Below are 12,675 nucleotides of genomic sequence, written 5' to 3' on the forward strand. Positions count from 1 at the left end.
AAAAAAGGCTGCCAATCCCTTCCGGGCGGCAACCTTTGATTTTCACTCTACGACAATGCCAACATCGCGTTCATATCTTCCTCAGCAGTAGTAATTAGCTTCAATCCAAAAAGTTCTACCAGAACATCCAGTACACCTGGTGAAATGAACTCGGGTGGCTTTGGTCCGATGCGAATGTCCTGAATGCCGAGACTGAACAAGCCTAGCAGAATGGCTACTGCTTTTTGCTCAAACCAAGACAACACGATGCTGACAGGCAGCTCGTTCACCGTACACTCAAATGCCTCAGCCAGAGCCATGGCAATCTTCACTGTAGAACCGGAATTATTACATTGCCCAAGGTCAATGTAACGCGGAATACCGGTGTCTCCAACGGTGCCATAATCTACGTCATTAAAGCGGAACTTTCCGCAAGAAGTCGTTAAAATGACAGTATCGTTCGGTAAAGAAGTCGCCAACTCACGGTAGTAATTCCCGCCAGTACCTGGCGCATCACAGCCAGCAATGACGAAAAACCGGCGGATATGCCCGTCTTTGACAGCTTGAATGATCTCTGGTGCTAACCCGATTACAGTTTCATGATGATATCCGGTCGTAAGTACCAGATCTGACTCTACATCAGCCGCAGGTAGGGACAACGCACGATTAATTAATGGGGAGAAATCGTCGCCCGTTATTTTCTCTACACCTTCCAGCCCCGCTACTTCATATGAGAAAAAGCGGTCTGCATACGTGCCTTTAATCGGCATTACACAGTTTGTGGTAGCAAGAATTGCACCGGGAAACTGCTCGAACAATCTACGCTGATCATACCATGCTTTGCCGATGTTGCCTTTCAGATGCTTATACTTTTTGAGTGCAGGATATCCATGCGCAGGCAGCATTTCTGAGTGGGTATAAATGTTGATGCCTTTCCCCTCTGTCTGCCGCAGTAATTCCTCCAGCGCATATAAATTATGTCCTGTTACAACAATACATTGACCTTCAATTTTGTTCTGACTGACTGTGATCGGTTGCGGAATGCCAAAGCGGTCCGTATGCGCACGATCCAGTACATCCATGATGCGAACCGCCGCTTCCCCGACCTTCATCGCCATCTCCAAATGTTCCTGTGTATTAAAGTTGGAATTGGTCAACGTCATATACAAAGCTTCGTGGGTGATACGATCCACCTCGGGATCGCTATATCCTAGCTGCCGGGCATGTGTCGCATACGCTGCAATTCCTTTTAATGCAAAAATCATCGTATCCTGCAAACTCGCAATGGTTTCATTTTTGCCACATACCCCTACAACGGTACATCCGCCATTCGGTGTCTGTTCACATTGGTAACAAAACATATCGTTATCCTCCATATCTAGATAATCATTCGTTACTTCCAACGTAACAGAACACCAAAGCTTGAGTTGTGATTACACACACATTTTTTAGATCAAGCAGATTTAAATGTCCTTCTATTTATAACAACCATTAATACAATAACGCTTAAACAAATGAAAATATTAATCTCAAAAACCAATTTGAACGCCTGCAACTGACTCCCTTGTCCTGTCTCTCCACTCATCACACCAAGTCCAAGTGCTGAGCCAAAGACCATACCCGCATTTCTTGTTAAAGCAATTAATCCGCCAATCGAACCCACGTGTTCCCGAGGTGTCTGCTGCATAATGAAGCTATTATTAGGAGAGGCAATGAGCCCCATACCAAGGCCAATAAGAGATAGAATCGCCGCGATTCCATAAATCGGTATATGATCTAAATACACCAGTAACAAGATAAACCCGCTTCCCATGCAGCTCAGTCCCATAAGCATCAGACGATGAGAGCCATAACGGTCGGAGCAGTAGCCTGCGAGAGGGCCTGCAAACGCCAAGGCAATGGGATAAGCCGCCATAATATATCCTGTCGTAGATGACGAGAACGGAGCCGACACCCCCATCAAATAAAATGGAATGAGGACAAGCAATGTGTTAGATAAAATAAAAGAGGCACAGCTAACGATCAAGCCTCCCGCTACAGTTGGAATTTTCAATGCTTGTAAGGGTAGAAAAGGAGTCTTTTGCTTCCGCTCCCAGAATAGAAAAGTAATCAACAACAAGGAAACCCCCACCAAACTTGTCATTGTCCACACGGACACCCAGCCCCATTTGCTCCCATTTGTTATTACGAGAAGGACCAAGGTGATGAATGCCATAAACAAGCTGGCCCCCACGAAGCTGACAGCACCCGGCTTGCGCTCTTGCACACGGTTCGGGATGTACCGATATGCCATAATTGTAGCCACAATCGCCACAGGAACATGGATTAAAAATAACCATTTCCAGCTCAGCCACTCTGCAATCAAACCTCCCGCTATAGGTCCCGTCATCCCGCCCAGCGCGACAGCTGTACTTAAAATTCCGAGAGCACGACCTCTTTGCTCTTTCGGCATATGAATGGTGATGAGTGCAATATTAGTTGCTTGGAACATCGCAGCTCCTACTCCCTGTACAACTCTGAGCGTTAGCAATATTGGCAGATTAGGTGAAAAAGCGACCAGGATAGAACCCACAGTAAAAATCACAAATCCAAGATTGTGAATCCGGCGAAAACCATAACGGTCTCCCAGTTTCCCCATAATAGGAAGAAGAGCCGTAATCACTAGCAGATAACCTGTTGTGATCCATAATCCCTTCCCAAGCTCTGTCTGAAAATAATTCACAATAAAAGGAAGCGACACATTCACAATTCCAGCTGTAAAATGGGAAATAAACGCCCCCATACAAATAGCCGCCATCATTCCCAGCCGCTGCCCGTGTGTGCTTTTAAACTCTATATCTTTTGCTGCCATCATGTTGATCCCGTCCCTACTCATATTGTTTAAGAATTACTAACAATTATAAGTAGATCCCTTGCAAGAACAATCCCATAAAGATGGGATGGAATGGTTTAGGCGAATATGTCTATCAGTATAGGTGAGGAAAATCAGAGGTCCTGCGAAACAGCAAAAAGCGGCACATTTAAGTGCCGCCACTGAATTATTATCTATAAGAGTCATGCGTTGGGCGAAACAAATCTTCTTCGGAACTTCTGACCATAGAAAAATGTTCGACATTGTAGTGCCCATGTAATGTTTTATTGTGATGCTTGATGATTTGTTCTGCACTTAAAACATCATTGTCCGTTGTAGAATGACCATCTCCGACCAATGTAACATCCATGCCGCTAACCGTAGCCGTCCGAACCGCAGTATCGATGCAGTGTTGAGTTTTACATCCCATAATCACCACATGCTCAATCTGCTGATCTTTCAGATATTGTAGCAGCTCAGTTCCGTGAAAAGAATTCGTTGCCAGCTTATCAAAGATTTTGGCATTTGCAGACCTGTTGATTTCATTGTGAACTTGAAAGCCTGTACCTGTTCCTTCAGCGACATCTAGATCCCTAACGAACACAACTTCGACATCGGCTTCTTTTGCTTGTTCAATCACTTTATTAATATTCCGGATAAGCTGCTCTTTATTGAATACTGCACTTTCCTTTTCGTTTCCATCCATTAATTCTTGTTGTGCATCGATGATTAATAATACCTGATTCAAATGATTTTCCCCTTTCGAATGGTGGGGAAACGTCAACACGCTTGATCAGTTAAACGTTATCCCCATATCATTTTGCAAGCTGACATTGTTTTTCATAATATCTACCTCCCAATAAAAATGGTATATAAACTTTAATCTTATAATTTAAGACTTTTTTAGTTTACCATATTTTTAAAATGTACTCTCTAAAAACTTTGATTGCTACATCCATTGATACATCATAAAAATGGTGGAAATCAGATTAGTCAGCCCGTGCAGAACCCAACCTGGAATGATCGAACCGCCGGATAATTTCTCATCCAACATTCCGATGCTCCAACCCACAAAACCTGTAAGAATCATTACAACAGCAGAATTCAATAATCCGGAACTGCTGTATAACAGCACAGCATGTACGACACCAAATAATAAAGCTTGAGCACAGTTTCCAATTCCGAATCCGAATTTCGAACTTAACCGTTTACCAATGAAACCGCGGAACAGAATCTCTTCGGACAAGCTAGTCTGCAACCAAGAATAAATCAATGCCGGAATCAAACCTTTAAGACCTGTACCATAAAACTGTGAGCTGGCCAAAGTATTCTTATCCAGCATATAGATTGCTGTAAGCATTCCCAGGCTGGTGAATATAGTCATGGTAAGTATAAACCATAGTATGAACTGCTTCCTAGAAAGCAATTGGGGTTTCTTCCAGCCAATCCACATGGCAAAGGATGAAGTTGTTCTGCTTGTAAAAAACCAGTATGTATAAGGAATGATGCTGAATAAGATGAGCTGAAGGACTGCACTGATGAGCAATGACAATGTCAACGGAATACCCTCCCTTTAATAAGAACAGCCTCAATATATCATGGACCGCTGCTTACCAGCGGAAAGAGACCGTAACTTGCAGGTTAGGTGGAGTAGTTGGTTGCGGATTGCTACTCAGGCAGTGGTAATACCGCCAACATCATGAACTGCCCATTCTCATATCTGAAACTGACGCTTCCTTGAAGCTGTTGAACCGCATACTCAATGCTTTCGATTCCGAACCCTCTACGCCCAAAGTTCCGCTTGCTGGACAAAAAAGAGCCCTGCCCGTCCTCTGTAAGCAGAGATGCTTGATTCTTTAAAGAAATCACCAATAACCCGTCGCTATAAATCACTTCCAGCCCAATAACATTCTGCTCTGACTCTGGTAATCTCTGAACCCCTTCGATTGCATTATCTAATGCATTGCCTAAAATAATTGCAATTTCAACCTCTTTGCCTGCAAGTAACAGGTCTTGCGGGATGCAAAAATGAGATTGCATTGTAACTTGATGTAGCTCGGCTTTGGCGAACTTCTCATTATAGATGGCATCAATAGCTATATTTCCAGAAGAAATATACTTTTCTCCTGACTCCTGTGTCGAAGCAAGCTCCGCAATATATCGCTTGGCTTCTTGTACAGCTCCTTCATCCAGCAGAGAATGAATAAGGATCAACACATGGTTCAGATCATGCCGCAAACGCTGTGCTTCCTGATTATCTTTCAGTTTACTCGTGTAATCCTTCACTTGCTGCTGAAGCACATGATTATGCAATTCTATTTGCATCCGTTTCATTAACTTTTGATATATAAACATTACAGCCACATTAATTACAAGAATCCCAAGCAGGATGAATACAAAATCAAACGGAATATCAAAAGGTTTATCACTGGAATGTCTCAGATTCACAATAATAATAAGCAAAGAACCCGCCGAAACAAGATTCAGCACAGCCCAATCCTGATTCGACAGTAACGTTGTGGTATCCACTTTGAACAACCGCAGCAATAGCAGACATAACATGATGCTTAGCAAAACAACAAATAGGAAAGCAAAAGATAACCACCAGAAATTAACTGTATCTATTCCCTCGGCATTGAGTGGGATATGCTGAATCCCAGACCATACCAGCATCTCAATAACCACCGTAAACACTGTATAGAAACTGCTAAAGAACAGCTTTTGTAGCACACTGCCGCGGAAATAAAAAATAGTAATCAGACTATACACAAGCAGGTGAAGGATGACCGAATCTACTAGAGGTAAGCTAGCAGCGGTAAGCGATTTAATTATATAAAAGATAATAAGACAGCCTATAAATGAATTTTTGCTCCTGCTCAGGATCAGGAATTTTTTGAGAAAAATATAAAATGTAACCCCTTGCGGGACATATATAAGGACGAGCATAAATACACCAAAAAAGTAAGGACTAATCTCCCGGATGAAAGACATTTATCTTAAGATCCTCTTTTCTATAAAGGCATGGTAGGACCGTAAAGAATCAGAGCTTCTACTGCGGCTGACGGGAAGCTCCACCCCGTTCTTCAGCTGAATAAGTTCTTTGCTTAAAGAACGAACATACAGCCAATTTACTAGGAATCCCGTATGTACGCGACAAAAATCGTGTGATTCCAGCTGTCCTTCCAACTCTCTCAGTTTGCCATAATACGAGTAAGTCCCTTGTTCAGTACAAAGGACCAATTTTTTACCTCGTTCTACCGTGATATACATAATATCATCTACCCTTAAATTATAGCTCATATGATGGATTGAGAATGACAGCACGTTGTTTCTTTGCATGCATTGCTGAATGGCTTTGACTGTGGCGGTCTGCAGTTCATGTTCATCAATGGGTTTCAGCAGATAGCGAAAGGGATGAACCGCAAAGCTTCTTCTCATATAACTTGTATGGCTGGTGACATAGATAATTAATACCCTGGCATCTTTGAGCCGGATCTTCTCTGCGACTTCTATACCGTTATACTCGGGCATCTCCATATCCAGATAAACTATATCGTATGCGGTAGTCGTCATTGCCTGAAGCAGGGTTTGGCCTGATTCAAATATCTCAATAGAGGCAGTCATCCCTTGCAGGCTGGTTATCTGCTTCATGAGTAATTCTTCCAATCGCGAGGCATCTTGCCTCTGATCGTCACAGATTGCAATGTGAAGATTCATATTATGTATCCCTCCAAGTGAACGTAATTCTATCATATTATAATTTGAAAAAATATGAAGAACCGCCAAAAAGCCGATCCTCTCGGACCGGCCTATAAACTCTTTTTTACAGGGAAGTTTCTACCCTAGTCAATTCAACGGAAGAGCGGACGCCAGCCGCCGAAACTGGATGAAAATAAACAGAGCGGTCAGCATCACCACAATTCCTGAACCGAGGAACCATAGCTGCACACCGTATCGATCCACCACAGGTCCTGCCAACAGCAGCCCAATTGGCGAAGACAACATCATAATGCTGGTCACGAGTGAAATGACACGCCCAAGCATCTCGGGTTCAAAAGAACGTTGGATCATCGCCATGAAGGGACCATTGAAGAAGGGTGCCGCACTGCCCATCAAGAACGAGAGAATGGCAAAAATCACAAATGCATTCGGTCCAATCAAACCACTGATCACACAGGTAAGACCGATGACTAGCAGACCTACGCTCATGTAGCTAATGTCGCTCCATTTAGATGAGAACATCGACAATAGCAGACCGCCTAAAATCATCCCGATGCTGAACACCGCTTCCACCAGGCTGGCACTGTATCCTCCACGGCCAAAATGAGACAATGTCATATAAGGAAACAGTGTCGCCAAGGGCATAAATGCGATACTAAACACCGCAGTAGCCCCCGTAATCAACACAATGGGTTTCGCTTGAATGAGTGCGTTCCAACCCAAACGGAATTCTTGAACGAAAGACGGCGCAGCTGTAGACTGCACTTTAGGCTGATGGATCTTCACCATGAACAGCATCAGATTCGCAATCAAAGCCCCGGCCACATCGAGTAGCAATACTGCCCCAAGCGAAGTTGCCGAGTAAACCGCTATCCCAAGTGCAGGACCAATTACATTCGAGAAAGAGAACACCATCTGCTGCCAGCCCGCGACTCTTGTCAATTCTTCTTCAGGCGCAATCAACGGAACAGCCGCCTGAAATGCCGGAGCATGAAAGGCTGATGCCGCCGAACGCAAGCTCAGAATGACATACACAAAGCCAAGTCCCGGTTCCCCCCACATGAAATAAATACCTAATATCAGACTGAAGAGCGCAATTGCGCTATCAGCAATAATCATCGTTATTTTACGATTCCAACGGTCCAGCCAGACCCCTACAAAAGGACCCAAGACCGCTTGCGGCAAAAACGCTGCCAACCCAGCAATCATCAAAACTGCCGCTGACCCTGTCGATTCCGTCAAGTGCCAGATCACCGCGAATTGAACCATCGAACTCGTGAGAATCGAGAAAATCTGTCCGCTAAAAATAAGGGCGAAGGCTTTTTTCCATTGTATTTGCATAAGGTCATCTCCTTTGATTAAAAACTTAAATAAACTCATTCCATGAGCATAGGCACACTGAAACAGGCACATCACAAATAAACTCATTTCCTTATCTCAAAAAATGAATGAGTCCACTTGTCTTGCACCACTGATTACCATAAACGAATGGAATGGGTCACAAGGAGCACCTCCTGAAAAAAATTATGTTCATTATAACATCGCATCTCTTCCCTGAGCCAGTTCCAATTGTTCTTTTTACGAAAAATTTGATCTATCTCTATCTTCCGAATAAATTCCTAAATAAGGGAGAAGATAAAAATCACTTAACATCTCATTTATTTAAGGAGAATTGCATGCGGAAATTTTTTAACGCCAAGACACCTCCGTCTAATCCTAAGGTGCACCCTCAATTGGAAGCCGAAAATGAGCTTTCAATGAAGGATCTTTTTTCCCATGCTATCTCTGCGTCTCTCGAAGACAACTTACAGATTATTAATAAATGTTTTGCCAATTGTTCGGACCTAAAGGTTATTCCATGGCATTATGGCCCGGATCTTAAGTATGAAGCCTCATCCGTCTATTTCAATACACTTACTAAGTCTGACCCTACAAATTATTTTAAAGATGTCTTGCAGAATTTAGTTCCGCATGAGTTGGGTCCCACCTTGGACGTAACCGTTGAAGATGTCATCTCCTATTTTGAAAAAAATGGTGTTTCATCACCGCTGCTTGAATTAATGGACAATATCGGTCAAGCCATTAAGGGGATTCTTGATGGGAAAGTTGTCCTTTTCTTTACAGGTTGGCAAAAAGCCGTTGCCTATTATGCCTTCGATGTAGAACAGCGCCAAACCTCTGAGCCCATTTCAGAGCCTACTGTTCAAGGTCCCCACGTCAGCTTTATAGAAAGCTTGGAGCGTAATGTAGGTGTTATTCGTAGTTTGCTGAAATCTACTAATCTTAAGTTCGAGTTCTTTACCTCTGGTAAGCAGGTTCAAAGAACGTTGTCCTATGGTTATCTGGATGGAGTAGTCAAAGCAGAAACATTAAATCAATTCAAACAACGGATAGCAAGTATTGATCAGGAAGAAATTCTTGACGTCTCCTATCTCGAAGAGTGGATCGGTGATTCGCTCTACTCACCATTTCCACAAGTCCGCTATACAGAACGACCGGATACAGCTATAACAGCTCTGCTAGACGGGAAGATTATTGCTATGGTTAACGGAAGTCCTTCCATTCTGATCTGTCCCGGGAATTTCATGGAGTTTTTTACGAATAGCGAAGATTATTACTACCGGACTATTTTTTCATCATTGATAAGACTGATTAGGGTCGCTGCCTTCATCATCGCCCTGCTGTTACCCAGTACCTATATTGCCTTATCCAACTTCCATTCCGAACTAATTCCCACGGTTCTGCTGCTTGCTATTCTAAACACACGCGAAGGAATCCCCTTTCCGGCTATGGTTGAAGCTTTGATCATGGAGTTTTTCTTTGAACTATTGAGAGAGGCGGGCATACGCTTACCCAGACCGATTGGATCGGCCGTCAGTATCGTTGGGGCTTTGGTCATTGGACAAGCTGCTATTCAATCGCAGATTGCCTCTCCGGTCATGGTCATTGTCGTCGCTTTGACGGGCATTGCCTCATTTGCGCTACCACAATACAATATGGCAATTGCGCTGCGGATTTTACGGTTTCCCTTAATGATTCTCGCGGCAACATTCGGAGGACTTGGCATCATGGTCGGTTTTATTCTAATTTATCTCCATCTGGCTACCTTGCGCTCTTTAGGAGAACCGTATTTAGACTCGTTAGCTCCGTTAGATCTTAAAAGAGTACGTGATTCTATTTTTCTACTTCCGAGAAGACTGCTGCTTCATTCACCACGGAATCGACACCTATATAAAAAGACTTCGGGAAGGAAGTAGATATAGTGAAGCGGCTTACTACCATACTAATTTCCCTTCTTGTACTCACTCTAACTAGCGGATGCTGGGATAATAAAGAATTGGACGAGTATGGGTATGTGCAGGCGGTCGCCATTGACCAAAGCGAAGACAATCGGATTGTAATCACGACACATTTCTATAATCCTTCCACCAAAATAGAAATGGGACAAGCAGGGGATCCAGCGTCCAAGGGAATTAATATCGTTACGAGTGGAGAAACCTTTTTTGAAGCAATAAGGGAGATCCCGGCAAAATTTGGTCGAAAAGCCAAATGGGATCATATGCGTGTCATATTAATCGGGGAGCAACTAGCCAGAACCACGAACATCCGGGAGGTACTTGATTTTTTCTCCAGGGATCAAGAACCGCGTGGTACCGTTCTTCCTCTCATCGCTGAGCAATCTGCGGCACCATTTTTAGATATCAACCCGTTTATCGAGCAGACCATTGGTCAACAGTATAAGAGAATGGAGACGAGCGGTGCTCTATATGCCGCAAAAACTTCCAAGATTCCTCTCTATGAGCTGGCTATACAAATGTGTAGCCCCTCCAATACTTCCATCATCCCTTACCTGCATAAGACCAGTTTGGATCATAAACCATTGATATCTGGGCTGGCTGTAATTCATGACGGTAAAATGATTGACATTCTAAAGGAGAAGGATACCGAAGCATTCATGATGCTGACGGATAGATATATCTATGGAGTACTAGAATTTCCTTGCCCGGATGAGACCGAAGTACCGCTGCGGAAAAAAGAAACGCTTGAAGTGCTTACCTTCAACAGTACGCTTACTCCAATCGTAAAAAATGGTTCTGTGTCCGTCGGTGTAAAAATTGCTATTGAAGGAATGATCGGAGAATTACGTTGCTCACATTTAAAAAACAATAAGGACATGAAGCTTTTTGAGCAGCGTATCATAACTCAGGTTGAACAACAGGTTGAGCACGCAACCAAGTTTTTGAAAACAAAAAAGATCGACGCACTCGGAATTGGCAATCAGATTTACCGGAAAAATCCGCAGCTGTGGAAACAACTAGAGCCTCAATGGAAGGATACATTCGCCCAGACTCAGTTCGATATCAACGTTGATGTCAAAGTGTTAAGCACTGGAATGAACTCAGGCACAATATTTGGAACAAAGGAGAAGTAGCTATGGTGGGAAAAATAATCTGCGTTCTCTTATTAGCTTCCGCTATGCTAGCCCATGACATCCCAAGGTTTAGACAAGCCTCCATCCGCGATCGAGTAGTTTATGGAGTATTATTACTACCCGTACTTTATCTCGGATTTATCTTTATTGCAGCTAAGCCATGGCCCAATTTAGATTCCATCTTCAATTTATTCACGGCTCCAGCTGAGCACATCGTCCATTGGATCAACCCTGCCATTTCATAAGCTTAAAGAATGAGGAGGAACGTATGAATAAGCAAGAACGTGTTAGTTCGATCCAAATGTCCATGCTGTTTCTCTTCTTTATGACCGGTTCCTCAATCGTTATCGTCCCTGCGTCACTAACTAACTTTGCCGGCAACGGAGCCTGGATATCCCTCTTAATCGCCTCTGCCATAGGAATGGCTCTGCTTTCCGGTATTCTATATTTGAACCGACGAGCGCCAGATCTTTCGCTTGTGGAACAAAGCCGCTCCGTACTTGGAAACGGACTGACCCTCGTCCTCCTGATTCCTTTCACTTGTGTGCTGTTTTGGAATGTCGCAGGAATTGTAATTGAGATCGGAACCTTTTTCAAAAGTACGATGTTAAAAGAAACGCCCACTTACGCGGTAAATACCATGTTTTTTATAACGATTGCGATGACAGCTCTAGCTGGAATCGAAGTAATTGCACGCATGGCAGCCGTCCTAATGTCACTAATGTTCGGATTTATCATCTTAGTCTGGATACTCGTAGCAGGGTTGTATCATCCCGAGTACCTACTGCCCATCATGCCTGATGGATTTAGGCCTATCCTAAGCGCTGCATATGTAGTCTATGGCTTCCCCTATTCCGAGCTTATCGTTTTTTCGATGATTTTACCGTTCGTGCGTAAAGAAGACAATTCTAAACTGGGAAAACAGATGTATCTTGCACTCATCATCAATGCCCTGACGTTAATTGCTTCTGTCATTAGCAGTATTATGGTATTGGGACCACTGTCCGGCAGCTTGAAATATTCATTATATCAGTTGGCGAGACTCATTTATTTTCAGGAAACCATTGAAAGAATCGAATCCGTGATTGGTTTTTCACTCATTATCGGCTTCTATTTCAAGGCTTCTATCCTGCTGCTTATTCTTATTAAAGTACTAAAGGAGCTTCTGAGATTGAAGGATGAACGTTTAATTGTTTTCCCACTTGCTTTTGTCTGCCTGCTATTATCTGTAACGACTTACACACAGGAGTCTGAGCTTGAGAAAATCGTGAATACTACATGGCCCTTGATCACTAACCTAGCTTACATCCTGCCGTTTCTTCTAATTCTATTGGTCACTTTTATTCGTTATCATATAAATCAACACAAAAAATAACCCGTTCTAAACGGATTCAATATCCCCTATCTCATTTCGCAGACTTCAGCTTCTTCTTTTCTTGGATCCAGCCCGCCAGCAAAAGTATTGCTCAACATAATTGCTTGCCATCGCGATTGAAGATTCTGAGATTTCCGGACCCAGAGGACGTTATTTGCAATTTTTTGGCCTGTGGAGCAGAGTTTAGGACTCCACTGACGCTATCTCATATAAAAAGACTCATATTGAGTGTTTTTTTGTGGGAATAGCTGCTATACAGTCCGCTAGGATGCAAAATATGGACCAATGACGCGTTTAAGGTCAGCTGTGTCCGATGGG

The 12,675-nt window shown here is 43.2% G+C and carries 10 protein-coding genes; 3 read left to right on the forward strand and 7 right to left on the reverse strand.

All coding sequences use genetic code 11. The features are described 5' to 3' along the window. Window positions 1-47 precede the first annotated feature (47 nt). From hcp to MKY54_RS19830, 7 genes are all read right to left on the reverse strand, one after another. Window positions 48-1,340 (reverse strand): hydroxylamine reductase, encoded by a 1,293-nt coding sequence (gene hcp, locus MKY54_RS19800; RefSeq protein WP_076182902.1) that lies wholly within the window; start codon window positions 1,338-1,340, stop codon window positions 48-50. A gap of 92 nt (window positions 1,341-1,432) precedes the next feature. Then, on the reverse strand, window positions 1,433-2,833 hold the full coding sequence (locus tag MKY54_RS19805) for an MFS transporter (protein ID WP_339187629.1): 1,401 nt from the start codon (window positions 2,831-2,833) through the stop codon (window positions 1,433-1,435). A 187-nt stretch (window positions 2,834-3,020) separates the two neighbouring features. After that, complete coding sequence (locus MKY54_RS19810) at window positions 3,021-3,578, reverse strand: cysteine hydrolase family protein (protein WP_076127240.1); 558 nt, start codon at window positions 3,576-3,578, stop codon at window positions 3,021-3,023. Between the two features lie 201 nt (window positions 3,579-3,779). After that, on the reverse strand, window positions 3,780-4,388 hold the full coding sequence (locus MKY54_RS19815; RefSeq protein WP_076190720.1) for a CPBP family intramembrane glutamic endopeptidase: 609 nt from the start codon (window positions 4,386-4,388) through the stop codon (window positions 3,780-3,782). A 110-nt stretch (window positions 4,389-4,498) separates the two neighbouring features. Further along, a complete protein-coding gene (locus MKY54_RS19820; protein ID WP_339187632.1) occupies window positions 4,499-5,821 on the reverse strand; it encodes a GHKL domain-containing protein in 1,323 nt (440 codons plus the stop codon). Next, window positions 5,822-6,547 (reverse strand): LytTR family DNA-binding domain-containing protein, encoded by a 726-nt coding sequence (locus MKY54_RS19825; RefSeq protein WP_076182909.1) that lies wholly within the window; start codon window positions 6,545-6,547, stop codon window positions 5,822-5,824. Between the two features lie 129 nt (window positions 6,548-6,676). After that, window positions 6,677-7,891, reverse strand: a complete 1,215-nt coding sequence (locus MKY54_RS19830) for an MFS transporter (RefSeq protein ID WP_339187634.1) — start codon at window positions 7,889-7,891, stop codon at window positions 6,677-6,679. A 335-nt stretch (window positions 7,892-8,226) separates the two neighbouring features. Here MKY54_RS19830 and MKY54_RS19835 point away from each other — a divergent pair, with 335 nt between their 5' ends. The 3 genes from MKY54_RS19835 (at window position 8,227) to MKY54_RS19845 (ending at window position 12,357) form a co-directional block, all read left to right on the forward strand. After that, window positions 8,227-9,807, forward strand: a complete 1,581-nt coding sequence (locus MKY54_RS19835; RefSeq protein WP_256715792.1) for a spore germination protein — start codon at window positions 8,227-8,229, stop codon at window positions 9,805-9,807. A gap of 5 nt (window positions 9,808-9,812) precedes the next feature. Beyond that, on the forward strand, window positions 9,813-10,982 hold the full coding sequence (locus MKY54_RS19840; RefSeq protein ID WP_179088771.1) for a Ger(x)C family spore germination protein: 1,170 nt from the start codon (window positions 9,813-9,815) through the stop codon (window positions 10,980-10,982). Window positions 10,983-11,250: 268 nt separating this feature from the next. Next, complete coding sequence (locus tag MKY54_RS19845; RefSeq protein WP_076127252.1) at window positions 11,251-12,357, forward strand: endospore germination permease; 1,107 nt, start codon at window positions 11,251-11,253, stop codon at window positions 12,355-12,357. Window positions 12,358-12,675 lie beyond the last annotated feature (318 nt).

Source organism: Paenibacillus sp. FSL P2-0121 (genome assembly GCF_037975345.1).
In the GTDB taxonomy this organism is placed as follows: domain Bacteria; phylum Bacillota; class Bacilli; order Paenibacillales; family Paenibacillaceae; genus Paenibacillus_AQ; species Paenibacillus_AQ odorifer.